The organism is Hyphomicrobium nitrativorans NL23, from assembly GCF_000503895.1.
Lineage (GTDB): Bacteria > Pseudomonadota > Alphaproteobacteria > Rhizobiales > Hyphomicrobiaceae > Hyphomicrobium_C > Hyphomicrobium_C nitrativorans.
In genome coordinates this window covers 2,041,723-2,067,505 of the sequence record NC_022997.1, presented here as the reverse complement: position 1 = coordinate 2,067,505, position 25,783 = coordinate 2,041,723, and the positions used below count along the sequence as shown (strand labels likewise).

The 25,783-nt window shown below is 63.9% G+C and carries 29 protein-coding genes; 19 read left to right on the top strand and 10 right to left on the bottom strand.

Annotated features, from left to right (window positions below):
- Positions 1 to 112 precede the first annotated feature (112 nt).
- Complete coding sequence (locus tag W911_RS17385) at positions 113 to 634, top strand: hypothetical protein (RefSeq protein WP_023787351.1); 522 nt, start codon at positions 113 to 115, stop codon at positions 632 to 634.
- A 103-nt stretch (positions 635 to 737) separates the two neighbouring features.
- Here W911_RS17385 and W911_RS09615 read toward each other — a convergent pair whose 3' ends face one another.
- A complete protein-coding gene (locus W911_RS09615) occupies positions 738 to 1,337 on the bottom strand; it encodes a hypothetical protein (RefSeq protein WP_023787350.1) in 600 nt (199 codons plus the stop codon).
- 465 nt (positions 1,338 to 1,802) lie between these two features.
- Here W911_RS09615 and W911_RS09610 point away from each other — a divergent pair, with 465 nt between their 5' ends.
- The gene (locus W911_RS09610) at positions 1,803 to 2,102 is read left to right on the top strand and encodes a hypothetical protein (protein WP_023787349.1); all 300 of its coding nucleotides are present in this window, start codon (positions 1,803 to 1,805) and stop codon (positions 2,100 to 2,102) included.
- Between the two features lie 983 nt (positions 2,103 to 3,085).
- Here the strand turns inward: W911_RS09610 and W911_RS09605 are convergent.
- A complete protein-coding gene (locus W911_RS09605; protein ID WP_023787348.1) occupies positions 3,086 to 4,144 on the bottom strand; it encodes a sensor histidine kinase in 1,059 nt (352 codons plus the stop codon).
- Between the two features lie 151 nt (positions 4,145 to 4,295).
- Positions 4,296 to 5,762: a sensor domain-containing diguanylate cyclase gene (locus W911_RS17380; RefSeq protein WP_081717695.1), complete on the bottom strand. Its 1,467-nt coding sequence runs from the start codon at positions 5,760 to 5,762 to the stop codon at positions 4,296 to 4,298.
- Positions 5,763 to 6,064: 302 nt separating this feature from the next.
- Between W911_RS17380 and uvrA the strand changes: the two genes are divergently transcribed.
- The gene (uvrA, locus tag W911_RS09595) at positions 6,065 to 9,061 is read left to right on the top strand and encodes an excinuclease ABC subunit UvrA (protein WP_081717845.1); all 2,997 of its coding nucleotides are present in this window, start codon (positions 6,065 to 6,067) and stop codon (positions 9,059 to 9,061) included.
- 149 nt (positions 9,062 to 9,210) lie between these two features.
- Positions 9,211 to 9,996: a hypothetical protein gene (locus W911_RS09590; protein ID WP_023787345.1), complete on the top strand. Its 786-nt coding sequence runs from the start codon at positions 9,211 to 9,213 to the stop codon at positions 9,994 to 9,996.
- A gap of 117 nt (positions 9,997 to 10,113) precedes the next feature.
- On the opposite strand, the gene W911_RS09585 is transcribed toward W911_RS09590, so the two are convergent.
- On the bottom strand, positions 10,114 to 10,368 hold the full coding sequence (locus tag W911_RS09585; RefSeq protein WP_023787344.1) for a hypothetical protein: 255 nt from the start codon (positions 10,366 to 10,368) through the stop codon (positions 10,114 to 10,116).
- A 262-nt stretch (positions 10,369 to 10,630) separates the two neighbouring features.
- Between W911_RS09585 and W911_RS09580 the strand changes: the two genes are divergently transcribed.
- The 4 genes from W911_RS09580 (at position 10,631) to W911_RS09565 (ending at position 12,119) form a co-directional block, all read left to right on the top strand.
- Positions 10,631 to 10,915 (top strand): hypothetical protein, encoded by a 285-nt coding sequence (locus W911_RS09580; protein ID WP_023787343.1) that lies wholly within the window; start codon positions 10,631 to 10,633, stop codon positions 10,913 to 10,915.
- Positions 10,916 to 10,925: 10 nt separating this feature from the next.
- Entirely contained in the window at positions 10,926 to 11,213 is a 288-nt protein-coding gene (locus tag W911_RS09575) for a YdeI/OmpD-associated family protein (RefSeq protein ID WP_023787342.1), read from the top strand.
- A gap of 111 nt (positions 11,214 to 11,324) precedes the next feature.
- The gene (locus W911_RS09570; RefSeq protein WP_023787341.1) at positions 11,325 to 11,762 is read left to right on the top strand and encodes a pyridoxamine 5'-phosphate oxidase family protein; all 438 of its coding nucleotides are present in this window, start codon (positions 11,325 to 11,327) and stop codon (positions 11,760 to 11,762) included.
- Positions 11,763 to 11,933: 171 nt separating this feature from the next.
- Positions 11,934 to 12,119, top strand: coding sequence for a hypothetical protein (locus W911_RS09565; protein ID WP_023787340.1), 186 nt, complete (start codon positions 11,934 to 11,936; stop codon positions 12,117 to 12,119).
- Positions 12,120 to 12,196: 77 nt separating this feature from the next.
- On the opposite strand, the gene W911_RS09560 is transcribed toward W911_RS09565, so the two are convergent.
- On the bottom strand, positions 12,197 to 12,481 hold the full coding sequence (locus W911_RS09560; RefSeq protein ID WP_023787339.1) for a hypothetical protein: 285 nt from the start codon (positions 12,479 to 12,481) through the stop codon (positions 12,197 to 12,199).
- 217 nt (positions 12,482 to 12,698) lie between these two features.
- Here W911_RS09560 and W911_RS09555 point away from each other — a divergent pair, with 217 nt between their 5' ends.
- Both W911_RS09555 and W911_RS18170 read left to right on the top strand, forming a co-directional pair.
- A complete protein-coding gene (locus W911_RS09555; RefSeq protein WP_023787338.1) occupies positions 12,699 to 12,935 on the top strand; it encodes a hypothetical protein in 237 nt (78 codons plus the stop codon).
- Between the two features lie 157 nt (positions 12,936 to 13,092).
- Entirely contained in the window at positions 13,093 to 13,242 is a 150-nt protein-coding gene (locus tag W911_RS18170) for a hypothetical protein (protein ID WP_023787337.1), read from the top strand.
- Between the two features lie 82 nt (positions 13,243 to 13,324).
- On the opposite strand, the gene W911_RS09550 is transcribed toward W911_RS18170, so the two are convergent.
- The gene (locus W911_RS09550) at positions 13,325 to 13,618 is read right to left on the bottom strand and encodes a hypothetical protein (RefSeq protein ID WP_023787336.1); all 294 of its coding nucleotides are present in this window, start codon (positions 13,616 to 13,618) and stop codon (positions 13,325 to 13,327) included.
- 241 nt (positions 13,619 to 13,859) lie between these two features.
- Between W911_RS09550 and W911_RS09545 the strand changes: the two genes are divergently transcribed.
- Positions 13,860 to 14,417: a TIGR00645 family protein gene (locus W911_RS09545; protein ID WP_023787335.1), complete on the top strand. Its 558-nt coding sequence runs from the start codon at positions 13,860 to 13,862 to the stop codon at positions 14,415 to 14,417.
- Between the two features lie 62 nt (positions 14,418 to 14,479).
- Here W911_RS09545 and W911_RS09540 read toward each other — a convergent pair whose 3' ends face one another.
- Both W911_RS09540 and W911_RS09535 read right to left on the bottom strand, forming a co-directional pair.
- Positions 14,480 to 14,734 (bottom strand): hypothetical protein, encoded by a 255-nt coding sequence (locus tag W911_RS09540; protein ID WP_023787334.1) that lies wholly within the window; start codon positions 14,732 to 14,734, stop codon positions 14,480 to 14,482.
- Between the two features lie 97 nt (positions 14,735 to 14,831).
- Complete coding sequence (locus W911_RS09535; protein WP_023787333.1) at positions 14,832 to 15,638, bottom strand: hypothetical protein; 807 nt, start codon at positions 15,636 to 15,638, stop codon at positions 14,832 to 14,834.
- A gap of 217 nt (positions 15,639 to 15,855) precedes the next feature.
- Between W911_RS09535 and W911_RS09530 the strand changes: the two genes are divergently transcribed.
- Positions 15,856 to 16,299, top strand: a complete 444-nt coding sequence (locus tag W911_RS09530; protein ID WP_023787332.1) for an FKBP-type peptidyl-prolyl cis-trans isomerase — start codon at positions 15,856 to 15,858, stop codon at positions 16,297 to 16,299.
- A gap of 74 nt (positions 16,300 to 16,373) precedes the next feature.
- Here W911_RS09530 and W911_RS09525 read toward each other — a convergent pair whose 3' ends face one another.
- Positions 16,374 to 17,909 carry an MFS transporter gene (locus W911_RS09525; RefSeq protein WP_023787331.1) on the bottom strand — a complete coding sequence of 512 codons (1,536 nt, stop codon included), beginning with the start codon at positions 17,907 to 17,909 and terminating at the stop codon, positions 16,374 to 16,376.
- 164 nt (positions 17,910 to 18,073) lie between these two features.
- Here W911_RS09525 and W911_RS09520 point away from each other — a divergent pair, with 164 nt between their 5' ends.
- From W911_RS09520 to W911_RS09505, 4 genes are all read left to right on the top strand, one after another.
- Positions 18,074 to 18,892 carry a DUF72 domain-containing protein gene (locus W911_RS09520; RefSeq protein WP_023787330.1) on the top strand — a complete coding sequence of 273 codons (819 nt, stop codon included), beginning with the start codon at positions 18,074 to 18,076 and terminating at the stop codon, positions 18,890 to 18,892.
- 68 nt (positions 18,893 to 18,960) lie between these two features.
- Positions 18,961 to 19,326 carry a hypothetical protein gene (locus W911_RS09515; RefSeq protein ID WP_023787329.1) on the top strand — a complete coding sequence of 122 codons (366 nt, stop codon included), beginning with the start codon at positions 18,961 to 18,963 and terminating at the stop codon, positions 19,324 to 19,326.
- A 447-nt stretch (positions 19,327 to 19,773) separates the two neighbouring features.
- Positions 19,774 to 20,511, top strand: coding sequence for a Spy/CpxP family protein refolding chaperone (locus tag W911_RS09510; RefSeq protein ID WP_023787327.1), 738 nt, complete (start codon positions 19,774 to 19,776; stop codon positions 20,509 to 20,511).
- A 145-nt stretch (positions 20,512 to 20,656) separates the two neighbouring features.
- Positions 20,657 to 22,066 carry an OmpA family protein gene (locus W911_RS09505; RefSeq protein WP_023787326.1) on the top strand — a complete coding sequence of 470 codons (1,410 nt, stop codon included), beginning with the start codon at positions 20,657 to 20,659 and terminating at the stop codon, positions 22,064 to 22,066.
- 126 nt (positions 22,067 to 22,192) lie between these two features.
- Here W911_RS09505 and W911_RS09500 read toward each other — a convergent pair whose 3' ends face one another.
- The gene (locus W911_RS09500; RefSeq protein ID WP_023787325.1) at positions 22,193 to 22,444 is read right to left on the bottom strand and encodes a hypothetical protein; all 252 of its coding nucleotides are present in this window, start codon (positions 22,442 to 22,444) and stop codon (positions 22,193 to 22,195) included.
- 170 nt (positions 22,445 to 22,614) lie between these two features.
- On the opposite strand from W911_RS09500, the gene W911_RS09495 reads away from it, so the two are divergent.
- The 3 genes from W911_RS09495 to W911_RS17815 all read left to right on the top strand — a co-directional run bounded on the left by W911_RS09495 (position 22,615) and on the right by W911_RS17815 (position 25,771).
- Positions 22,615 to 23,031 (top strand): thioesterase family protein, encoded by a 417-nt coding sequence (locus W911_RS09495; protein ID WP_023787324.1) that lies wholly within the window; start codon positions 22,615 to 22,617, stop codon positions 23,029 to 23,031.
- A 103-nt stretch (positions 23,032 to 23,134) separates the two neighbouring features.
- Positions 23,135 to 24,061: a polysaccharide deacetylase family protein gene (locus tag W911_RS09490; protein ID WP_023787323.1), complete on the top strand. Its 927-nt coding sequence runs from the start codon at positions 23,135 to 23,137 to the stop codon at positions 24,059 to 24,061.
- Between the two features lie 174 nt (positions 24,062 to 24,235).
- Positions 24,236 to 25,771, top strand: a complete 1,536-nt coding sequence (locus tag W911_RS17815) for a DUF1134 domain-containing protein (RefSeq protein WP_023787322.1) — start codon at positions 24,236 to 24,238, stop codon at positions 25,769 to 25,771.
- Positions 25,772 to 25,783 lie beyond the last annotated feature (12 nt).

The window sequence follows — 25,783 nt, the reverse complement described above, 5'->3', positions numbered from 1 at the left end:
TTGAATCGTTTACCCTGGCGTTCATGTCCCGTCCGCCCCCGGCGCGGCGGCAACAGCAGGGCCTCCGCAAAGGGGCGGCGCCTGCCGGAAACGAGACGACAAGGAGACGACCATGAGCGTCATGACACGCGTAGTCGCCGCCGCCGCGGTGCTTTTGGGCGCGGCCATCCCCGTCGGCGCGCTGACCGTCAAGAACACGTCCGACAAGGATTTCACCATCGGCGTATCCACCGGCTCCGAGCAGAAAGTCCACACCGTCCCCGCCGGCGGCTCGCTGGAGGTGAAGCAGGACTGCAGCAGCGATTGCGCGGTCACGGGCCCGTGGGGCTTCTCGCACATCGTGCCCCAGAACGCCGTCATCGAGAGCGACGGCAAGGCCATTGTGTCGCCCCGCCTCGCCACCGCGGACACGGCACCGAAATCCACGACCGGCCTCATCCCGCAGGACCCGTCGACAGCCGCCATCGAAACGCCCGACGAACCCGCCGCAACCGCGGTCCCGGCAGCGAAACCCGCCCCCGCCGCCCAGCCGCCGAAGCGCGCCGCCAGGTCGAAGCCCCGCCGCCCGGCCAAAAAGGCGAAGAAGGGCGCGGCGCCCGGCTCTTGGGGCGCGCTCATGCAGGGCAACAAATAGCCCGGCAGATCGGCACCGCCCGAGATAAAAATAGCCGCGGACGGGCCCACCCGTCCGCGGCTGTTGTTTTTCGATCCGCCCTAACCGAGCATCGCCAGCGGGCTCAACCCGCCGTGCACTGGGTATCGCACGGCACTTCCTCGCGCTTGTCGATGGAGCCCCGCATCGGCGAAAGCTCCTCGCGGAAGCACTTGCCGCCTTCACGCACCACCCGCACAAGCTGGTTCTTGGTCACGAGCGACTGACACACCACTTCCATTGCCTGCGCCGTCCTCACGCTCGGCGGCCCCGCCGTGTCAGCGCGCGCAACCCCGATAAAGAGATCGATCAGGTTCGTCGGCGGCTCCTCGCCGGGCTTCTGCAATTCGTTGTAGGCGATCCATTCGTACGTCGTTTTGCCGTCGGTCGACTCGATGCGGATCGCGATATCGCCCGTGGACGGGCACGCCCCCACATCGAGCTTCGTCCCCTGTGCCGTATCGAGCGCCTTGTATTCGATCTGGCAATCGAGGTTCTTCATCCAAAGGTCGTACTGGGCAAGCCGATGCGGCACCTTCGTGAACGGAACCTTGTATTGCCACGCATGATACGCCGTGATGGCCGTCGGGATCGCACCCACGATCGTCACCACCAGAGCCACCGTTTTCAGAAGAGAAACGACGCCACCGCTCTTGCCGTCACTGTTCGCTAGGTCTCTCAACATCGGATGTGTTCCCTCAAAAGTCGTCGCTGACATCGCACTGCTCCGTCCCGCGCGGCATACACGGCCGGAATGCCAAGGGTCCGCTGAACTGCTCCTGAGCGAAAGGTTCAGGCGCCGTTCAGAGAGGCGATGTCGGAAGTCTGGCAACGGAACGTAGCGCCACCAAGGCGGGATTTCCATGGGGCTGCGCATGGCGCGTGCGGCATGCCCCGGAAGGAATCGCCCTCCGCGATCCGAACGGCGGCGTAAGTCCTTCATGTTGGCGTCCTTCCCTGGGATTCAATGGGCAAAAACCCATAGTGGCCCGCCCGGACGGAACCGACCCAAATGTTACGGGGGTGTCCTGCCCCCACATGCCAGCCAATCGCGGGACGGTTCCGCCCCGCCGCGGCAATCGAGCCGGACTGTTGCGGCTCGGGGACAACCGTCCCGCGAGATAGGCAAAAAATAATTGGAGAGGAAGCAATGAAGTTCATGAAGGCCTCCACGCTGGCCATTGCCGCCGCCGTCTTTGCGGCGCCCGCCATGGCCCTCACCATCGACAACCAGGACGCGGACGAATTGAAGTTCGGCATCGATGAAGGCGAGACCGAGCACGTGGAAACCGTGGCAGCCGGTCAGACCGGCGACTTCTCCGACAAGTGCAAGGACGGCTGCGGTCTCACGGGCCCGTGGGGCTTCTCGTGGATGGCGAATGCCGGCGACAGCCTGACGGTCAAGGACGGCAAGCTGAATGGCGGCAAGGCCACCGCGCCCGAGTCATAAGCCTCGCGAACCCCAAAACATGACGTGTTTGCTGCGGTCTCCCCCCTAAGCGCAGCAGCGGGCCGGGTGTCGTGCATTCCCACGCGCACCCGGCCCTTTTTCAGCGGAGCGCACACCACCCGGGAGCGTCTTAGCGAAGCCACGCTCCGCATGGACTGCCGCCTGTATCTAAAGAAAAACGGCTGCGGCAGCAGCCAGGGAGCAACGCGACCCGCGGGTCATGGCGGAGCCATGCTCCGCATGGACTGCCGCGGCCATCCACAAAGCACCACGCTTCTTATCCGAAGCTTCCCTCAGCTTGTGTCCAAAACAAAAAACGGCTGCGGCAGCAGCCCTGGCGCCAAGGGCGCCCGGCGCAAGTGCGCCGGCCATCCACAAAGCACCACGCCCCTTGAGCAAAGTTTCTGACAGCTTGTGCCTGAATACAAAAATGAGCCCCCTCGCGCGTTACGCCGAGTGGGGCTCTCTGTCTTCGGTAACCTGTCCAGCCGAGCCGGACTTGTAAGGCAAGGCTCTGGAGATTGGCCCAGATCTAGGCCGCTCCTCCGCCCTCGCATGAGGTGGATCAAATCTGATTTTTAAAGGACCTGAGATACGCGGAGCTTTGCTGCAGCAGCTCTCGTTACCCAAGCCTGGACCTCGCGTCGGCGCGAGGTCCAATTCGACAACCAGGTGGCGTCATGCTCCCTCCGTTCGCTGTTGATCCAAAGCCGCGTATCGGCGTACGGGCGCTGATCAGGCGACGAGACCGAACACCGCGACTTAGACGGCCGTCCTCACAACCGGGGGTGCTGCGGGGCCGAGTGAACGATGTTGTTTCCAACGCTCGTTCTCAGGGAGGCCACGGAACAGCGACAGCCATCACCTATGAGATTTGGGTGCAACGCCTCGTCTGTCAAGAGCAGCCCGATACTTAAGCAGTCATCCGCATTTCCGTCGCAGAACCTGGGCCATCCGCGGCAGGCCCCGGCGAGCGGCGCAGCCTAGGTGTTGTCGATCGCAGCGGCAGGCGCTTCGAGTTCGTAAATCAGCCCGTCGCTCTCATACCGCATCCGGGCCTGACCGCTGAACGACGCCGGCACGAACTGCATCAGAACCTTGCTGCCGAACCCTTCGCGCGATGGCGCTTCGACGCCCGAGATCCCCGCTTCGCGCCACACGAAACGAAACCCGGCGCAATCCCACCGGATGCCGATCCGGCCTTCCGGTTTTGAGAGGGCGCCGTACTTGATCGAATTCGTGATCAGTTCGTTGAGCGCAAGCGACAAAGCGAGCGCCTGATTGGACCCGAGGCGAAAATCCGCACCCACCACATCGATCCTCTGGCGCAGGTTCGGATGCGCGGAGAAAGACTGTTCGATCAACTCGTAGATATGCGCATCCTCTGCCGCCTCGCCCGACAGAAACGATTGCGTTCTCCCCAGCGCCGCAAGCCGTTGCGAAAGCTGCCGGCGCGCCTCGTCGAGGCCTGTCGCATGCCGCAACGACATGGTCGCGATCGCACCAACCATCGCGAGCGCATTGCGCATCCGGTGCGAAAGTTCCGCATTCGTCACGGCGAGCTGCCGCTGCGCGAGCACGGTCTCGGTCGTCTCCATGACCGTGTCCATCATGCCGCCGACTTCACCGTTTTCGGCGCGGATCGGGCTGTAGCAAAACGTAAAATAGGCTTCCTCAGGATAGCCGTGCCGGTCGATGGTGAGCTTGAAGTTCTCGATGAACGTCGCTTCGCCCGCAAACGCCTTTTCGACCATCGGCTGGATCTCGGGCCAAACCTCTACCCATACCTCGCTGAAAGGTCGCCCCAACGCTTGCGGTTTGTCGCCAAGGATCGGGGCGAACGCATCGTTGTGAAAGGTAGTGAGCTCTCGGCCCCAGGCAATCGCCTTGGGGAAGCTCGACAACAGCATCATGCTGAGCGCGGTTTTCAGAGACTGCGGCCATTGACCGATCGGTCCGAGCGGTGTCGCCGCCCAATCGATCCGCGCGATCGCATCTGCAGCCTGTCCCCCGCCGATCAGAAATGAAGGCCGGCCGTCCAAATGATACTCCGTGACACACTCTCCAATTTGAGAGCTTGGCTTAGTGCAGCGAAGGTCCGCAAGCAATGGATTTCGGGAAGAGATTATGGAGGAGAACGGCGAGATCGTCTCAACGTCTTGGCCAGGCTCCCTTGTCTCGCCCATGGCGCGCCTATGCCTCGACCAGGGCGGATCGATTGCGGCCGCCAGATTTGGCTTGGTAAAGCGCTTTGTCCGCAATCGACAGCAGGCGTTCCAAGTCGCCCTCGCATGCCACCCCTGACGCAACCCCGATACTCAACGTCACCGAAATCCGGACACCGCCATCGATCGCAAACGGCTCGACCTCGATGGCAGACCGAATTCTGTCCGCGACGGCCATCGCCACGTCCGGCGCCGTCCCTGGAAGCAGCACCGCAAACTCTTCGCCGCCGAGCCGCCCCAGCAGGTCTCCCCCCTTCAAGAGACCGTCCATGCGTTTCGCCGTCAGCGAAAGGACGGCATCGCCGGCCGGATGGCCGTAGCCGTCGTTGATCTGCTTGAAATGATCGACATCGAGCATCAGGACGCTGACCCGACCGAACTCCCGCGCCAACTGCACAATGATCTTCTCCGAACGCTCGAAAAACGCGCGGCGCGTCAGCACGCCCGTAAGCTGATCCCAATTGGCGATGCGCTCAAGTTCGTAGGCGAGCCGTTGGCGTTCTTCAGAAAGGAGATAGGCGTCGTGAACGTCGGTGGACGTCCCGCACCAGCGCATGATCGCACCGCGGCCGTCGCGCACCGGCAACGCCATGACGCGAAGCCAGCGGTAGTCGCCGGAGTGATGCAAGAAGCGGTAGTCGATATCGTAGGGCTCCCCGGTGCGCCGCGCGCCTTCCCAGGCATGCCAAACCCTCTCCCAATCCTCGGGGTGGACAAGTTCTTTCCAGGTATCCTCGGTAATCTCGTGGGGCTCGATGCCCGTGAATTCCGTCCAGCGACGCGAAAAATAATCGTGGCGGCCCTCGGCATCGCTACTCCACACGATCTGAGGAAGCGACTCCGTGAGCGTATCGAACTGGAAGCGGCTCTCGGCCAAAGCCGTCTCCGTTTCGCCCGCGTCCGCAAGGATGACGGCAAGCTCAAGCTGTTTCCTCGCCACAGCGAGTTCACGTGCCCTTTCGACATGGTGGGTGACCTCGGACGCCATGCACAGCACGCCGAGCGTGAGCCCGTTCGCGTCCAGAACAGGCGTAAATTCCAGATTGAACCAGGCGGCGCCCGGCACGCCGTCGCGCACGCATCGCAACTCATGATTGCGGAAGCTCGTGCCCTCCCCGCGAGCGGCCCGCACAAGAGCCACCGCAAAAAGCTCTGCGTAACGGGGAAGGACATCGACGATCGGGCGCCCCAAAACGGGTCCATCCGCGCACGATCCGATCAAGGCAACGCCGGCCGAATTGGCATACAGGATCGCCTGGGGACCGATCAGGAGAAGCATCGGCCCGGGAGCGTTCGCGACGATCGCTGCCGAGATCTGGAGCGGCGCAGGCCAATTGCCGAAAGACGGCAGCCCCGCCCCGGACCAGTCGACGGCGTCCCCGCCGTCGAGGATGTTGTCTTGTGCGAGTTGAAGATCTCCCATCCGGCGGCCCATCAAGCCCGCTGCTCTTCCCGTCGATTTGAGCAGCCCACAAATCAATTCGCCATAAAGACCCGATCGCGCCGGTCGTGTCTTCCGTTGCTTAACAGTTTGGTTTCGCAGTCGTTTAGATGACCCCGGTTCGGAACGCCCAAGCGGCTCCCACCAATCCGCATGGATTTTTCAGGGCCTTGCTTTACCGCTACGAACACCCGATTTGTCCGGTCCACTTCCTCAATTCCGCCCGCGCCGTTGGGTTGCATTGCCGCCGCCCGAGCGGCGGGCTAGACACTCCGCCCATGAGCAAGGCGCCCCGCATGAGCAAGTCCACGAAAAAACCGTCCTCCGGCATCCGGCCTGAAACCGTGCCCGATCCGACAAAGTCGATCCACGTCCGCGGCGCACGCGAGCACAACCTGAAGAACGTCGATCTCGAAATCCCGCGCGACGCCCTCGTCGTGTTCACGGGCCTCTCGGGCTCCGGCAAATCCTCGCTCGCCTTCGACACCATCTACGCCGAAGGCCAGCGCCGCTACGTCGAAAGCCTCTCGGCCTACGCGCGCCAGTTCCTCGAAATGATGCAGAAGCCCGATGTCGACCACATCGACGGCCTCTCGCCTGCCATTTCCATCGAGCAGAAAACAACCTCCAAGAACCCGCGCTCGACCGTCGGCACCGTCACCGAGATCTACGACTACCTGCGCCTGCTCTTCGCCCGCGTCGGCGTCCCCTATTCGCCCGCAACGGGCCTCCCCATCGAAAGCCAGACCGTCTCGCAGATGGTCGACCGCGTGCTCGACATCCCCGAGGGCACGCGCCTTTACCTGCTCGCCCCCATCGCCCGCGGACGCAAGGGCGAGTTCAGGAAGGAACTGGCCGAGCTTCAGAAGAAGGGCTTCCAGCGCGTCAAGATCGACGGTGAATTCTACGAGATCCCGGACGCGCCCAAGCTCGACAAGAAGTTCAAGCACGACATCGACGTGGTGGTTGATCGCCTCGTCGTCAGGAAAGATATCGCCAAGCGCGCCGCCGACAGCTTCGAGACCGCGCTCGGGCTCGGCGACGGCATCGTCTTCGCCGAGTTCGCCGACAAGCCGCTGCCAAAGTCCGACACCGAAGGCGCCAACAAGAGCAAGAACGAAACGCACGAGCGCATCACCTTTTCGGCGCGCTTCGCCTGCCCGGTCTCCGGCTTCACCATCGAAGAGATCGAGCCCCGCCTCTTCTCCTTCAACGCCCCCGCCGGCGCCTGCCCCACCTGCGACGGCCTCGGCACCGAGCTCGTCTTCGAGCCCGAACTCGTCGTTCCCGACGCTTCGCTCAGCCTCGAAAAGGGCGCCATCTATCCGTGGGCCAAGACCGGCGCCATTTCGCCCTACTACGAGCAGACGCTCGAAAGCCTCGCCAAGCACTACAAGGTGTCGATGAAGACACCGTGGGAGCGCCTGCCGAAACACGTGCAGCTCGCCATCCTGTTCGGCTCCGGCGACGAAGAGATCAAGTTCACCTACTGGGACGGCTCCCGCGACTACGACACCGTGAAGCCCTTCGAAGGCGTCATCGGCAACATCGCGCGCCGCTTCAAGGAAACCGACAGCGACTGGGTCCGCGAGGAACTCTCCCGCTATCAGGCCGCCCACCCGTGCGACGCCTGCAACGGCTATCGCCTGAAGCCCCAGGCCCTCGCCGTCAAAATCGGCGAGAAGCACATCGGCGAAGTCGGCGACATGTCGATCAAGGCCGCCAACCAGTGGTTCGCCGAAATCCCGAAAACCTTTACGAGGCAGCAGACCGAGATCGCGACGCGCATCCTGAAGGAAATCCGCGAGCGCCTCGCCTTCCTCAACGACGTCGGCCTCGAATACCTGACGCTCTCGCGCAACTCGGGCACGCTCTCGGGCGGCGAAAGCCAGCGCATCCGCCTCGCGTCCCAGATCGGCTCCGGCCTCACCGGCGTGCTCTACGTGCTGGACGAACCCTCCATCGGCCTCCATCAGCGCGACAACGACCGCCTGCTCGGCACGCTCCGCCACCTGCGCGACCTCGGCAACACCGTCATCGTCGTCGAGCATGACGAGGACGCCGTCCTCGCCGCCGACCACGTGGTCGACATCGGCCCCGGCGCGGGCATCCACGGCGGCGAGATCATCGCCCAGGGCACACCCGCCGACATCATGGCGAACCCGAAAAGCCTCACCGGACAATATCTCTCCGGCACGCGCCAGATCCCGCTCCCGAAACGGCGCCGCCCCTTCGACAGGAAGCGCACGCTCAAAGTCACCGGCGCACGCGGCAACAACCTGCACAATCTCACGGCCGAGATCCCGGTCGGCCTCCTCACCTGCATCACCGGCGTCTCGGGGGGCGGCAAGTCCACGCTGCTCATCGACACGATCTACAAAGCCGTCGCCCGCAAGCTCAACAACGCGCGGGAGCACCCGGCCCCCTTCGACAAGCTCGAAGGCCTCGAACAGTTCGACAAGGTCATCGACATCGACCAGTCGCCCATCGGCCGCACGCCGCGCTCGAACCCGGCCACCTACACCGGCGCCTTCACGCCCATCCGCGACTGGTACGCGGGTCTCCCCGAAAGCAAGGTGCGCGGCTACGGACCCGGCCGCTTCTCGTTCAACGTCAAGGGCGGCCGCTGCGAAGCCTGCCAGGGCGACGGCGTCATCAAGATCGAGATGCACTTCCTGCCGGACGTCTACGTCACCTGCGACCAGTGCAAGGGCAAGCGCTACAACCGCGAGACGCTCGAAGTCGCCTTCCGCGAGAAGTCCATCGCCGACGTGCTCGACATGACGGTGGAAGAAGGCGCGCAATTCTTCAAGGCCGTGCCCCCGATCCGCGACAAGCTCGAAACGCTGGATCGCGTCGGCCTCGGCTACATCAAGATCGGCCAGCAGGCGACGACGCTCTCGGGCGGCGAAGCCCAGCGCATCAAGCTGTCGAAGGAGCTAAGCCGCCGCGCGACAGGACGCACCCTCTACATCCTCGACGAGCCGACGACGGGCCTCCACTTCCACGACGTCGCGAAGCTTCTCGAAGTGCTGCACGAGCTTGCCGACGCTGGAAACACCGTCGTCGTCATCGAGCACAATCTGGAGGTCATCAAGACGGCCGACTGGATCATCGACCTCGGCCCCGAAGGCGGCGACGGTGGCGGCCACATCGTGGCAGCCGGCACGCCGGAAGACGTCGCAGCCGTGAAGGAAAGCTACACGGGGCGGTATTTGAAAGGCCTATTAGTCCGCCGCTCGAAGGTCAGCAGCACCAAACCCACCAACGGCAAGAAACAGGCGGCGGAGTAATCCACCGCTCACCTTCCCTCCACGCCATGGCCGCGCAGGCGACCATCAACGCCAGCCTCGGCCACCGCTCCGAAAATGTGATTGGCAAACCCCGCCGCCCACTGATTAACTACCTGCGATGTGCGTAGTGTTTGCGTGGGGGCGTAGCAATGGACGTTGAAGCACTCGAACTTGCTTTGAAAGCACCACTCAGTCTCACCCTTGTCTTCGGCACCTTTCTGATTGCCCTCGTCTTTTGCGCAATTCAGCTCCTCCGTTTTGGGCCTGCTATCCGCAAGCTCAATAAAATCGAAGTCCTCGCCCAACTCTATCACTTGGCCGAAACGCAGCGCGAGATGACGCGCGAATTCGGACAAGCCATCGCAGCGTCGAACGCCACGAGGCTGGCCGCCGAACAGGTTCGCACGGAACTGGACGCCCTCCGCGAATTCATCGTCGAAGCCCAGGAGAAGATGTCCGAGTACAACGCGGACAACATCACCCAAGCCCGTCTCCAAGATGAGGATCAGGAACGAATGCAGAGCGGTTTTTTCCGCCGCCTCAATCCGATCCGTCCTGCGGAAAAAACGCCGGACGAGCTGTTCACAGACATGAAGTCGGCTTGGGAGCGCTTCACCGAAGTCTTTAGACGAAGGCTAGACGACGCTGGCATAGCTCCGCTGATGAACCGCATCGGGAAGATGACCTATATGCTCAGCGACAAGCGCCGAAAAAAGCCGCTCCCCATTGAGACCGCCAATTTGATCACAGCTCTGCACAGTCAATATCGACGCTACATCGCACTCCGCCGCATCAGTGCCAAAGAACACGACGATTTCGTCCAACTCGTGGACACGGCCATCCGCGAGATCAACGGCTCACCAACTCAAGGCGAACTCGCGCTCCCCGCAAACGGGTCCGACAACTTTCCCCCACCATCGCCCACGCTGAACTAGCGGTCCGACAACGGCCGCACCGCAGACCCAACTCACACCGTGGCCGCGCAGGCGGCCATCAACGCCACGCTTCGAAATCGCGCGCGCCCTTCCCGGCACGCCCGCGCGCGCCGCGGCCTAGCTCTCGCCCGTCTGGGCCCGGAAGCTCTCCAGATCCACGACGTTATCGCCGGGTTCGTTCACCTCAGAGAAATGCGTGACCTTGTTGGCGTCGCAAACGTAGATCCACTTCCAGTCGAACAGCTCCCCGTCCCGAACGTAGCCCAGCACCGCGCCCTTCTTGACGCGCCAGAACAGAAACGGCGGCAGCTCCGTTCCGTCCTTGAGCCAATTCGGCTCGACGTATTCGGCAACGGGCTTCCAGTGAATCATTCTGCTTCCCTTGCAACGGCGCCGCGGAGCGGCGTGCATCCTGGTTTCAATAGACGGCGGGCGCGCACGCGCTGCCGCGCTCATCGCCTCCCGCAAGCGGCCTATCTTGCCGCCGTCGGCGGCGTCGGCGGCACAACGAGCACGCGACTCACACTAGCACGTGGACAGGGCCAGACGCGGGGCATTCGCAAGCCGGAACCACGCATGCTGCCTGCCCCGCAGCCCCGCTCCACCAGCCGCCCGGGAACCCCCATCACGTCCCATGATCGGCTCTCGCCGCTCCACCCCCGAGAAGGGAGGGCACGAGATCCGCTCTTTGAGCCCACCCGCCAAAACACCCGCGCCGCTCGTGCCGCACGGCTATCCACTCGCGCCTATCAAGGAGATCACTAGAGCGTTTTCCAATCCGATGGAATCGGATCGGACGCTCTATCTCTTTGATGAGGCCGATGATTCACGCTTCGCCCTGATAGCGTCCGAAGCGATCATGGTCTGGATCTCGCGGCTGTTCGCTCCCCGGGTCGACGCTCAAGCCATGCAACGTTAGAGTGACGCCCATGAGCGACACCAAGATCAAAGCCCGGCCAAAAGCGCGGCAAGCCGAGACGCTCGATGGTGGCACCGTCCACGCGCTGCCGCCGGATCTGGAAAAGGCGTTGCGCAAGAACAAGGCCGCACTGGCCACCTGGTGCGACATCACTCCGCTGGCGCGCAACGAGTGGATTTGCTGGATCCAGTCCGCCAAAAAAGCCGAGACGCGGGAGCGGCGGATCGTCTGGGGCTGCAAAAACCTCGAAGCCGGTAAGAGGCGGCCATGCTGCTGGCCGGGCTGCAAACACCGGTAGAGGCTGCAAGCGCCGCTGAGCATCGACGAGTTCGCACCCGCTCCGCCGGAACCCGCCTCCCGCCAGCTCCGTTGTTCTCTCAAGAACAAAAACCGGAGCACGCAAAAGGCCATGGCCACCACCAAAACCCTCGCCGACATCGCCGACGACATGCAGGGCATCGACATCGCGATGCTGGCGACGAAAACCGCCACGGGCGAGATCACGAGCCGCCCCATGAGCAACAACGGCGACGTCACGTATGACGGCAACTCCCACTACTTCACGCACGACACATCCCGCCTCGTGGCCGAGATCGGGCACGACCCGCGCGTGACGCTCACCTTCACGGTCGAGCCCGGCCTGCTCACCGGCGGCGGCACCTTCATCGCCGTGCAGGGCCGCGCCGAGATCGTCCGTGAGAAGGCCCGCTTCGCCGAGCACTGGACGCCGGATCTCGACCTCTATTTCGAAGAGGGCGTCGACACGCCGGGCCTCGTCATGCTCACGGTGCGCGCCGGCCACATCCGCTACTGGTATGGCGCGGAGCAAGGCGAATTCGACGTTTAAATCGGACGCCGCCACACCTCATCTTTCCGCGTGCAGAGCTTGGAAGAAAATATGTGTTGCAGCACCCGCCCGACGCGCGGCACCATCGACCTTGCGGTGCGCTCCGTCAGGAACGCGCCGGCTTGGGGTTGGCCTTCCCCTCGAAGGCCATTTCAGAGGGGGATCTCTGTCATGACAGCCACGGCAAAGCTCTTGTCCGCACTCGCCGCTAGCGGCCTTATACTGGGCGCAATGGCCTCAGGCCCTGCGCTTGCCGCGCCGAAGAAGAAGGAAACGGACCTCGTCAAAATCATCGAGGCCGATCTGAAAGCGCTCGACAAAGCCATCGTCAGCCTCTTCACGCCGCCGAAGAAATAAGGCAGCGCGTTCCCGACGCAAAAAGGGAGGCGGCAGACTTCGGTCCACCGCCTCCGTGTTTATTCCGCGCTCACGAATTAGTAGCCGTACGGGTCGTAATAGGATCGCGGGCCAACGTAAATTCCGATACTCGGGCCATCGTAATAACCGGAGCTATAGCCGCCCCGGCGATACCCGTAGTCGTCGTTGCGCCCGTAGCGTCGAAGGTTCTCGCGCTGCTCGCGGTCGAGATACAGGCCCTGACGATCCTGCGCCCGCGCCCCTTCCACCTCCGCAATCGAATCCGCCTGTACGGCAGGCACCGCCGTCAACACCATCAGAGCCGCACTCGCCGCAATCCCAAGCGTCTTGGCTATGATCATCGCACACCTCCTTTATCGTTGCAGGCCCTGACGGCCCTTGCGGGGCTGCCGACCTTCCAACCGTCGCGAGAAAAACGTGGCGCACGGGAAACCGTTCCCGCGGCCTTCGCCGCACCATTGCAGGGGCTATGCCTCGCAACAGGGCATCCGCCGGAACCTTGGCCGTGCTCCCTCCGTTATGCCGTCCTTACGGGGGGACAGCCCTGAGGAGACCGATATGCAGAAACTCACGCTCGCGGCCATCGCTGCCGGTGCCATGCTCGGCTTCGCCTTTCCCTCGGCCCACGCAGCCCCGCCTGCCGCTCCCGCCATCGGACAATCGCTCGCAACCGGCGGCCTGATGGAGCCCGTTCAGTACTGGCGCCGCCACTGCCGCCGCTGGAACCGCGAGTGCCGCGCCCGTTGGGGGTGGGGCCCGCGCTATCGCCGCTGCATGATCCGCCGCGGTTGCTGAACGCGCCAGCCGCCTTACACGCAGCCCAGGCCGCAGCACATGCGGCCTGTTCGTTTCTGGGGGACCTTTCTCGCCCTGCCCCTTGCAAAGGCCAGGCGCACATCCATGTCACTGAATGTCGGGGGGACGACGGCCGATGGACCTCATGAGGTGTCCCATGGCACTGCACACGACGAACGACCCTGTCTCCGACCCAGACTATCAGGCTCACGTGGAAAGCTACCGCGGCTTCCTCTTCGGCATTCGCGCCTCCGTCGCGATCGCTGCGGCCGTGCTCGCGCTCTTAGGCTATTTCCTGCTGACCTGATCGGCCGAGACACCGGCGAAAACAAAAGCGCGCGGCAGCCTCCCGCCGCCGCGCGCCACGATAGAGTGCAGCCTAAGCGATCTTAGACCGGGAGCACCGTCCGAAGCTGCTGCTCGTACTGTTCGAGCGCATCGAGCGCGCGCTGCTTCATGGCAGGATCGCGCTCCCCGGACGTTTCCGGGCTGAAGCCCTGGATCGCGGTCCGGGCATCCGTCAACATCTTCGTCGCGGCATTCCAGGGGTTGAGTTCACGCTTCAGATTGGACTGCAGAAGCTGCGTAAGAAGGACACCCGTCGCCAGCGCCAAGCCGGAAAGCTCGGCCACCTCGCGCTTCAGCGCCTCGATTTCAGCATTCGCGTCCGTTGAATTCGTCATGACATCCTGCTCCGTTTTCCGGCCATCGTTCTCGGGCGTTGTTCTCGGGTTTCTGGCCGCTTGGTAATCTGCCCGATCCGGCGGCGCAAGTCAGCACGCGCATGGGCATCTCCTGCGACCCCACCATGCCCCCTGCGGCATCGTGGACCGCGATCCTTCATTCCGAAAGCCAAAAGCCAGTGATATGCGGGCCAACCCCGCCTCGCGCGGATCGCAACGCAACCTCGTCAACAGGTGAACAATGTCCCGAGACGCCCGCTCGCCTCACAGCCTGCTCGCATCCCTGATCTTCGGCTCGCGTTGGCTACAGGTGCCACTCTACCTCGGCCTGATCGTCGCCCAAGGCGTCTACGTGTTCCTGTTCCTCAAGGAGCTCACGCATCTCCTCTCCCACGCCACCTCCTTCGGCGAGCAGGAGATCATGCTGATCGTGCTCGGCCTCATCGACGTCGTGATGATCTCGAACCTGCTCGTGATGGTGATCGTCGGCGGTTATGAGACATTCGTATCGCGCCTCAAGCTCCAGGGTCATCCCGACCAGCCCGAGTGGCTCGATCACGTCAACGCAAGCGTCCTCAAGATCAAGCTCGCCATGGCCATCATCGGCATCTCGTCGATTCACCTCCTCAAGACCTTCATCGAAGCCGGCAACCTCGGCAACGACGGAGCGAAGTTCTCGGAGGCGGGCGTGATGTGGCAAACGATCATCCACATCGTGTTCATTCTCTCGGCCGTCGGCATCGCTTATGTCGACAAGCTGAGCCGAGACCTTCCGCATAAAAAGCACGCAGACCACTAACGACAAAGCGGGGCGGCTGAATTTCCGCCCCGCTCGAACTTTCAAGCGCGAAACGCGGCGCGCTACTTGATCGCAGCTTCGATGTCCTTTGCGGTGGCGCCCGCGTCCGCGAGCTTACCTTCGCCGCACTGACCCTCAAGCTTACCGATCAGTTGATCGACCTTGAGCGCTTCAGGTTCCGACAGCTTCTTCTTCGCAGCCTTATCGGCAAGCTCGAAAGCAAGACTGTTGCAGGCATCCTGATCGGCAGGGGCAGCCAGCGCGGACGTAGCGACGAGCGCAGCCGCAACGGCAAAAGCGGCGAGGGGCTTGTGCATGATAGACATCCTCATCTCGGCAATTTCGTTTCAAACTGTGTTCTGAAAACAATGCGCGGCGCCGAGCGGATCGGCTGCTGCGCAACGCGAATGGCGCTCATCGGCGTCCAGGACGCTGACCGCCGCCACGACCGCCCCGTCCACCATCTTCGCCCTCCTGCGCGAGAACGCACACGCGCGGACCGCGCTTCAGGCTGATGGTCGGGATATATTCGAGTTCGACACGCTCGATCGTGCGCCGGCGTCCGTCGAGATCGATCGAGCGTGTTTCCGATCCGGCCGGGATCGCGGAACGCACGTCGAACGTCTGCACGGAACGGTCTCCGAACACGACGCGCAAACGGTTGAGACGAAGCGTGGAATCTTCAACCGTGAGCTTGAGCGCCCGGAACGCGCCCTCGCGCCGCCCGACTTTGATGACGTCGTTGGTCTCAAGGAAACCGACGCGGTGACACCCGAGTTCGGCCCATGCTGCCGCCCGCCGCTTCTCGCCGAAGACTTCGATCTTGACGGGACCGAATGCGCGGTAGGCAATCTCGATGCGCTGGATAAAGGAGCCGCCGCGACCGGCAAGATCGATAGGCCGTGAGCGCGTTCCCGCTTTGAACACCTCGCCGACCTTCAGCACCTCGCTGTCGTTCCCCCCGTACACGATCTTAAGCTCTTCGATGCGGGCATCTCCGCCCGTCACCGTGAAACCGATCGACTGAAAGCGTCCTTCGCGCCGGCCCACTTCGATAACGTCGCGCTCGATCCTCGTGCCGATCTGCGCGGTGCCGAGAAGCTCCCAATCCGTGCGATTGTCGGGCCGCCAATCGTCGCGGCCCCGCTGCGCCTCCGCGCTCGCGAGCGGCACCAGCACTGCGAAAGCAGCCGCGATCGCAAGAAACCTCTTTTTCGTCATGACGTGCTCCTTGGCCTCCCGTAACGTCCGCGGCGTCTGCTACGAGAACGGCGCGGCCCCAGAAATTCTCCGTTAAGAACCCATTGAGCCTAAACGATGACCGCGCAATGACGATCGCAAGCCCGCATAAGGGATCTATTGTTCCCGCGCGCCACCGTGCTAGGAGCACGTCAACGAGCAAGAAGAAATTCAACGGAACGCCTGACAAGGAGGACGAATGAACACGTTACTGAAAATGGCAAGCAACGTCGCGTTGAGCCTGCTGCTGGCTCTGAGCACGGTTGCAATGACGGCATCTGCAAACGCCGAGGAGACGACGGCATCCGGCCTCAAGATTGTCGACACCGAGACCGGCACCGGCGAACAGCCGAAGACCGGCCAGACGGCCGTCGTCCATTACACAGGTTGGCTGTACGAGAACGGCGCGAAGGGCAACAAGTTCGACAGCTCCGTCGACCGCGGCGAGCCCTTCGGCTTCAAGATCGGCACCGGCCAAGTGATCCGCGGATGGGATGAAGGCGTCGCGACCATGAAGGTCGGCGGCAAGCGCACGCTGATCCTGCCGCCGGAACTCGGCTACGGTGCAAGCGGCGCGGGCGGCGTCATTCCTCCGAACGCGACCCTCATCTTCGACGTCGAGTTGCTCGAAATCCGCGACTAAGAACCTCTCGATGAATGACAAGGGCGGGCCCGCTGCGTTCGACGCAGGGGCCCGTTCTTTTCGTGGCCGCGCCGTCACCGCCCCGCACCGCGCAAGAAGGCTGCCGCCATAAAAGCCGCCGCGAGCGACAGTAAAGCCGAAATTCCGGCACTCACCGCAAAGGCGTGAACGAACGCTTCTCGCGCCGTTTCGAGCAACACCGCGCCCCGCTCCGCCGCAAGCGTTTCCGCAACGGCAATGGCGCCGCCCAACGTATCCTTCGCTTCCGCGATCGCATGAGCCGGCAGCCCATCGAGATCCGCGCGATCCATGGCCGTCCGATACGCAGCCGTCACCACGCTGCCCAGAACCGCGATACCGAGCGCGCCGCCGAATTCGAAACTGGTTTCCGAGATCGCCGAAGCCGCCCCCGCCCTCTCGGGCGGCGCCGCACCCAGAATGAGATCCGTCGTGACCGTACCGAGAGGCGCAATGCCCGCCGAGAACACGAGCATCGCAACCAATGCGAGTTCCGGCCCTTCGACCGATCCGATCCACGTCAGAATGAGGAATCCGACCGCCGACAGGAGAAACCCCGCCGTGAGGATTCGGGCCGGAGAGAACACGCGCACGAGCGGCGCAGCCGCGAGCGAGCCGACCGCAAACACGATCCCCGATGGCGCAAGCCAGAGACCTGCTTCGAGCGGGCCCATGCCGAGCACGAGTTGCAGATATTGCGCAAGAAAAAGGAACACCCCCACCACGATGAACGGGCCCGCAATGTTCGCGCCCAGCGCAGCCGAAAAGGTCCGTTTCCGGAAGAGGGTCACATCGATCAGCGGATCGGCAAGGCGCGCCTGCCTGCGAAAGAACGCGGCACCGACAAGGAGACCGGCAAGAATCGCAATGAAATTGAGCGCCTGCGGACCGGCCTCCGCGATGCGTTTCATGCCGTAGATGAGGAGAAGAACAGCCGCCAGAGACTGCGCCGCGCCCAAGATGTCCATACGCCCTGCATGGGGATCGCGGAACTCCGGCAACAGCACCGGCCCGACCGCGAGCAGCAGCAGCATGATCGGCACGTTGATGAGAAACACCGCGCCCCACCAGAATTGGGACAGGATCGCGCCCCCCACGAGCGGCCCCGCAACGGCGCCGACGGAAAAGGCCGCGACCCAGACGCCGATGGCGAACCGGCGCTCGTCGTCGTCGTGAAACATGTTCCGGATCAGCGAAAGGGTGGATGGCGCGAGCGTCGCGCCTGCAAGCCCCTGCAGCGCGCGCGCCACGACGAGCATGTCCGCCGTGGGCGCAAACGCGGCCATCAGCGACGTCACGCCGAACGCGGCAGCACCGATCAACAGCAGAAGCCGGCGTCCGATGCGGTCGCCAAGCGTCCCCATCGTCACGAGCGCGCCCGCGATCATGAACCCGTAGATGTCGACCATCCACAACAGCTGACCCGACGTCGGCTTGAGCGCCTGCGTGATCTGCGGCACCGCAAGATGCAGCACCGTGAGATCCATGGAATAGATGAAGGCGGGCAAAGCCAGCGCCGCAAGTCCGATCCACGCGCGCCGGTCGGCCTTCTGCGCAACGGGCGCAGCGTCGTCTGAGGTATGATGAGACACGGGACAGAAGCCTCCAGCGGCAGGGCTGCGCGTCATACCGCCAACCTTGCCCCTTGTCACGTGGCGCGCTTCGTTTGGCCGCTCGCCAGCTCTTCCCACGACACCCGCTTCGCGGGAATGTGACAGGGGCGGTAACGCGCACCATAAAAAGTGGAGAAGAACCGATGAGCGGACACGGAACCATCAGAGCCGGTATCGGCGGCTGGACGTTCGCACCCTGGCGCGGCGTCTTCTATCCTGAAAAGTTACAGCAGGCGAAAGAGCTGCACTTCGCAAGCCGCGCACTCTCCACCATAGAGATCAACGGCACCTATTACCGCTCCCAGACGCCCAACACCTTTGCCAAGTGGGCCCGCGACGTGCCCGACGGCTTTGTCTTTTCGCTTAAGGGACCGCGCTTCGCGACCAACCGGCGCGTGCTCGCGGAAGCCGGCGACTCGATCAAACGCTTCCTCGACTCCGGCCCCACGATGCTGGGCGACCGGCTCGGACCGATCCTCTGGCAGTTCGCACCGACAAAGACATTCGACGAAGCCGATTTCGGAGCGTTTCTCGAATTGCTGCCCAAGGAGCTCGACGGCAAAGCGCTCCGCCACACCGTTGAAGTACGCCACGACACGTTCAAGTGCCCGGAGTTCATCGCCTTGATCCGACGGCACGCCGTGCCCGTCGTCTATGCCGATCATCCGGTGTACCCCGCAATTGCCGATCTTGCGGGCGGCTTCGTCTACGCCCGTTTACAGAAAGGCGAGGACACGATCCCGACCGCATATCCGCCGAAGGAGATCGCGCAGTGGGCGGACGCTGCGCGATCATGGGCGGAAGGCAACCTCCCGAAGCGCGTCGAAGGCGATCTCTTCGCGCCCGCGCTCCCGTCCAAAAAAACGAAGCCCAAGCCGCGCGACGTGTTCGTGTACTTCATCCATGGCGGCAAAGTGCACGCCCCTGCCGCCGCCCAGGCGTTCACCGCGCTCTTGACATAATGACCGCGGACACGCTTGCTCGTGAAGAATGCGGCCACGAGCGCGCGAAGACCCGGAGACACACGACGATGCACACGGCACCCCAGAAGTTTTCGCGCGCGTTGACCGCGCTCGCCGCCCTCACGCTCGCCGCGGGGTCCGCACACGCGGCAGCCCCGTCCTATGTCGGCACGTGGGCCTCCGACCTCGCTCAATGCAAAGTCCCGCAGGAACGCCCGGAAGCCCCGCTTGTCCTGCAGGAGAAGCGCTTCGACCAGTACGAAACCCACTGCACGTTCTCGTCTGCCGAGGGTGCGGGCGACGAATGGAAGGTGAAGGCGAATTGCCAGGTCGAGGGCGACGCTCAGGCCTACGATTTCACCCTTACCGTCTCGGGCGACACGCTGACGCTCACGGACGACGCCGGAAGCCAGGATCTTCTGCGCTGCCGCTAGGCTCCAAACCCAATCAGGATGGCGTCACGATGAGACAAGATTGATCGAGGGCCAGGAGAAGTGCGAAGAGAGATGCCTGCGCATCGGTCGAGCGGCTCATGCCGGAGGCGTGCTTCCAGCACGACGCCGCCATCGGCCAATCTTGTCTCACGGCGGAGCCGCGCGGCTCTTTTGCCCGGCAGGTGCGTCGCAAGGTCTTGCAAACCATGAGGTTTGCTGCAACCTCGCTCCTGCCAGCCGAACAAAAGCCCTCGCGTCGTAAGGCTATCCCGATTGGGTTTGGAGCCTAGACGAGCGATCCCGTTTCAATCGGGCTCAACTGCCATCAACGCAAAAAAGAGCGACGGAAAACCCCGTCGCCCCCGTTCTACCCAGCAAGACGGTGCACCCGGCTCCCCCCAAACTTCCCCGGGATCTCGCGCCGATCGATCAAGGGAGAACGAATTTATGACAGGTAAGAAGACGTTCATTCTGGCCGGCATCGCAGCCGTAGCCGTGGGCCTCACCGCAGCCAGCGCCATCGCGCATCGCGGTCATCATTGGAACGGCCACCACAAGGGTCATCACGCTGGCCACGGCGGCACCATCGGGTTTCTCGATCGCTCGTTCGCGAACCCGGGGTTCAGCCCCTTCTGCCGCGACAGTAGCGCGGAATTCACCGATGTCATGCTGGTGCGGCTCCAGCATCGCCTGAAGATCACGACCGACCAGCAGAACGCGTTCGACACCTTCAAGACCGCGACCCACAGCGCCGTCGAAAAGCTGCGCGAAGGCTGCCCGGAAGGACGCAAGGACCGCAGCAAGGCGGAAAAGGCCGAGAAGGCCGGCGGCGACGATAAGGCGGAGAAGACCGAAGCGACCGAGCGCAAGCGCCCGACACCCGTCGATCGCCTGGCCCGCCGCCAGATCCAGCTCGAAAGCTCACTCGAAGCGCTCAAGGCTTACCGCCCGGCAGCCGAGGCATTCTATGCGGTGCTGACAGACGACCAGAAAAAGACGCTGACTGAGCGCCGCGGAAAGCGGCACGCCCATCGCGGCGGAAAGCACGGCGGCAAGTGGGAACACCGCGGTCCGCGTCATGAGCGTGGCGAGCACCGCGGCCACCACGACCGCGCCAACGACAGTGATCGTGATCAGGCCGGCGAAACTGAACGCGAGGCGGATACTCCGAATTCCGACGAATAGGACGAACCGCCCCCGGAGAGGCGCAGAGGTTCCCCCCACTCTGCGCCTCTTTCCATGACCGAAATCGTGCCGATGGCTTGATAATCCGTTAAACCTGGATCATCGTGCGGCTCTCATTTGGGGGCCGTTTTTGATCGAGGTGGGTATGTTGCGGCGCACAGCACTCGTTTTGCTGGGACTTTTGGTGACGGCGGCCGCCGGCATCTTCGCCGCCGATCGTCTCGGCATGGATCTTCCCTGGACGGTCGCGTCCACTCAAGCCCCTGAACAGCCTTCAACAGAGAACGAAGCGCCTCGCGCCCCAGGAGAAGCTCCGAGCAAAGCCTCCGCCTCCGCCGAGCGCGCCATCGAAGACACCGTTGCGGCGCTCGCAGGCGACACGGCGGCGGACACACAGCCGCCTCCGGGCGATGTCGCACTCGACATTTCGCGCATCTCTCCGGACGGACCGTCGGTGTTCGCCGGACGCGCCGAGCCCCGCGCCTACATCACGGTGTACGCGGACGGAAAATCTGCGGGCACGGTCCAGGCCGACGATGGAGGTTCGTGGAGCCTCTCGACCGAGCACAAGTTCGCAGGCGCGGATCCCACCATCACGTTCGAATCTGCGCCCACACCGCCCGCCAAGTCTGAGCCCGCTCCGGCCCCAGAACCCTCCGTAACACCACCCTCCTCAACGACAGAGACCGCGGCAGCCGAAGCCGCACCAGCGACAGAGCAGGTCACGGAGGATGCGCCCGCCGCCGCCGGCGACGTCATGCGCAAGTTCGAAGAACTCGTCTCCGAAGCCCGCGAGGACGCTGCCCGCGAAAAGGAAGCTGAAGAAAAAGCTGCGCGCGAGAAGAAGGAAGCCGAGCGCAGGCAGCTTGCCCAAGCGCAAACCCAAGCCGCACTCAAGGCCCAACGCGAGGCCGAGCAGGCAGCCGCCGAAGCCGCCCGCAAGGACGCAGCGAAACGAGAGACCGAGCGCCAGACGGTCGCGGCAGCGGCAACCGCAACGCCAGCGTCCTCCGCCGCCACAGACAAGCCGCAGGCCGAGGCGGCAACGGAGGAACCTGCCGCCTCATCGGACACCACAGCGAGCGCAAGCGCGGATGCCGTTCCAGGCGGGAAAAGCACCGTCGAGGGAGACGCTGCCCAGAAGGATACGGAAACCAAAGCCGCGATGCTTGCCGCTCCCGGCAAGGCCGCGAAGCCCGCAGCCCAGGCCCCGATCCCCGTCCCGATCATGTTCGTGTACAATCAGGCGGCGCTCACGGTGGAAGGCGAGCGGGCCGCGGAGCTTCTTCTCGAATACCTGCTCCTCAAGCGCCTCGATTCCGTGGAACTCACCGGCCATGCCGACGAGCGCGGAACGCACAATTACAATTTCGACCTGTCGCGCGAACGGCTCGAAGCCGTCTCGCGGATTCTGACGGACGGCGGCTACAAGGGCAAACTGACGCTCACGCCCAAAGGCAAGACCGAGCCGTTCAAAGGCATCGACCGCAAGAAATACCGCGGCGAAGCGCTCTATCAGTTCGACCGCCGCGTTGAACTGCGCGTGACGCGCTAACCCCGCAACCTGAGAGAACCCTACGCCCCGCGAGCGCGCCCAAACGTGCAAGCGAAAAAATGGCCCCGATCATACCGGGGCCAAGGTCGTCTTTGGGAGGAGGAACCTGCGAAACGGGGCCAAAACTTACTGACAGGTCTGAAGCAGCTCCCAGACGCGCTTGCATTTGCCCTTGTGACACACCTGCTTCGGCGTGCGCACGTACGAGCAGTGGTACGCACCCGAAAACCCCTGGTAGCCGTCCATCGGCCGATCGAACCGATAGGTCTGCTGGAAATACTCTTTGCCGCCGCGCGCATCCGCGTCCGCCGCAAAGCCCAGTGCCCCAAGCGCCGCAACGGCAGCGACAACGGCAGTGCGCGTGAATGACGTGATCATGACATTCTCCATCCGGCCTCGCCCAATGGGCTGCGAAATCCGATGCGCGGACCCTATGCGCCTGCCGGCTCTGCCGCTGTTCCTGGCGTGACACGCCAACTTTTTTTGTGAAGACTTGCGAAGCGCCGTGACAACAGGCGAACCGAACGACGCAGAGAGAAGCTTCGTCCATGACAGCATCCGAGCGATCCACATCGTTGATACCGGGCCTAGAAGGCCGCGCGGAAACCGTGGTGACGCACGCGCTCACCGCCGCCGCTCTGGGGAGCGGAACGGCGGATGTCTACGCCACCCCTGCCATGATTGCCTTGATGGAAGCGGCAGCCGTCGCGGCAATCGAAAAACACCTCGCACCCGGCGAAACGAGCGTCGGCACCCATCTCGATGTAAGCCACAAGGCCGCAACCCCGCCTGGCCTCGCCGTCAGCGCGACGGCAACCCTCCTGGCCGTGGATGGCCGCAAGCTCACGTTCGCCATCGAAGCCCGCGACGCGACCGAACAGATCGGCGACGCCCGTCACACGCGCGTCATCATCGACCGGACGCGTTTCGAGGCCAAGGCGCGCGCAAAAGGGGGACCGGCGTGAAGAGGCGCACCTTGCGCCCCTTCCCCACAGTATCCTGAGCCGCCGCCTCCCCCGCGCCGACATTTGTTGCTATGTAGGCCGAAGGAATCAGGAGGGAACGACCATGCGCGCCATTCTGTCGACGCTGCTCATTTTGCTCGCAACCGCCGCTTATGCCGGCGGTGCGAACCAGGCGGCGCCCGATCCCGATCCGAAACCAGGCGCGGAAACCGCCGCACTCCCCGATAAGGCGGCAGGGCAGGCCTGCGCCAACCCGGACGCGCTTGGCGTTTCACGCACGGTGGAAGTCGACACGACGGGCGGACCCGGCTTCGGCATGGAGCACTACAAAGCCTACGACTTCTTGCAGGATAAGGAAGTCGTCCTGACCTTCGACGATGGCCCACAAGTCCGCACGACCACCGCCATCCTCGACGCGCTGGAGCACGAGTGCACCAAGGGCATCTTCTTCAGCCTCGGCAAAATGGCCATCGGCCTTCCCAACATTCTGCGCGACGTTGCACGGCGCGGCCACACCATCGGCACCCACACCTGGTCGCACAAGGACATGCGCAAGGCTTCCGACCAGGAAGCGAAGGACGAGATCGAGAAAGGCGTCAGTGCGGTGGCACGCGGAGCCGGTGCGCCCGTCGCGCCCTTCTTCCGCTATCCCTATCTTCGGGATTCCAAAGCCTCTCTCGCACATCTCGCAGGGCGCAACATCGCCGTCTTCTCGACCGACGTCGACAGCTTCGACTTCCGCCGCCAGAGCCCGGACCGTCTCGTCAAGGCGACGATGGAGCGCCTCAACAAGCGCGGCAAAGGCATCCTCCTGATGCACGACATCCAGCCGCGCACCGCCGAGGCCATGCCCGCGCTGCTCAAGGCGCTCAAGGCTGGCGGCTATAAGATCGTGCACATGACGGCGAAGGACAGCCTCCAGACCCTCGCCGAATACGATGCGCTGATCGAAAAGGACGTGAAAGGCCTGCCGGCGGTCGGCGCCGAACGCCCGATGACAAGCATCATCCGCACGGTGCCGACCGAATGAGGCGGCCGCCGGAATTGCGGGTTGGCACTCTGCCTCGGGCTTCCCGCCCGGCTGGAAGACACCCGCGGGTCACGGCCTAAGATCTCTTCTCCCAACGAAAAAAGAAGTCCCGCAAGTGAGCCTTCATCGCTAAGCTCCCTAAAAGCGCCAAAAAGTTGGCGAGGAAGAGTTTCGATGAAAACAAGATCGCGGTTCGGCCTGGCCCTGCTGGGACTGGCAATGGTGCTGGCTCTTCCTCCGTCGCATGTGCGCGCCGAGGAAGCATGCTCTGTCGAGAGCTTCGGCGACGCGGTGGACGACTCCGCCGAAGCCCTGCGCGCCTTCAGCGCCGAGACCCAACCTCGCCTCAAGCAAAAGCTCCAGGAACTGCGAGATCACAAAGGCTGGCCCGACGCCGACTATGAAGCCAAGGGCCTGGCCCTGGTGCACGATCAGGCCCTCGACGGGTTCGACGCTCAGGCCGGCGAGCTTCTCGGCCGTATCGACACGCTCGGCACGCCCGACGCCGCAAATCCCGGCAGCGCAAGCTGTGCCAAGCTCGAAGAGCTCAAGACGTCCGCAGACGAGCTGATGGCCGTGATGCGCGCCAAGTCGGAACATCTGATCGCGCGGATCGACCGTGAGATCGCAACCTCGCCTGCAGGTGTCCAGCCGAGGGTGGCCGCGGCGGAACAGACACCTGCACCCGCTCCCGCGCGTCTCCCCGTCGCGGCGACGGAAACCTCGAAGGCGCCGGAGCCGCAGCCCGACCTCTCGCCGATCCGCCGGACCGAAAATCCGCGCACCGCGCCGGGCGCCGTGCCGTCCACGGAGGGGGCGATCCCAGAGGGAACTGGCCCACCGGCGGCGCCTTCCGACGCCTTGCCGCGCGCCGAGACGCTCCCAAAGGCGAAAACCGCGCCGGATGCAGCCCCTCATCCCGAAGCAACGGCGCCGGCATCGCCCCCCTTGGAGCCCAGGCTGCCCTATGTGCCGCCCGACCTCGCGGCCGATCCTGAGACGGAGCCCCGAAACGAAAGCAAGCACGAAAGCACATCGAGCTGGAGCACGACCACGGCACAGGCGGTGATCCCCCCGCCCATGATGCGGCCCGTACCTCCGCCCGGCGGCCAGCCCCACGATGACCATTCGCCCAGCTACGCGCCACCCGCTCCCGGCGATCCTCCGGGCATGCCCTATACGCTTCCCGAGGATGGCGATGTCCAAGGCGAGTACAGCGACGGCGAACCCGGCTATTCGATCGACGAAATTCGCGAGGTATCACGCGGCTTCTTCGGCACCATCTCGACATCGCTGGCGAGCGTCATCGAGTACGCGTTCCAGCAATCGGGACGGCCAACGGCTTATGTGCTCGGGAGTGAAGGCGGCGCAGCGTTCCTGGCCGGTCTGCGCTACGGCGAAGGCACGCTCTACCACCGCTCGGGCGCCCGCCAGCAGGTTTACTGGCACGGCCCTTCGATCGGCTACGACATCGGCGGGGACGGCTCGCGCACGCTGTTCCTGATCTACAGCCTGGAAGAGCCGGAGGCCCTGTTCCGCCGCTTCACCGGCGTGGACGGCTCCGCCTATCTGGTGGGCGGCGTCGGCATGACCCTGCTGCGGGGCGGGAACGTCACAATGGCGCCCATCCGCTCGGGCCTCGGGCTGAGGCTCGGCGCCAGCATCGGCTACGTGCGCTTCACCCCTCGCCCCACCTGGAACCCGTTCTGACGCCGAAAACGA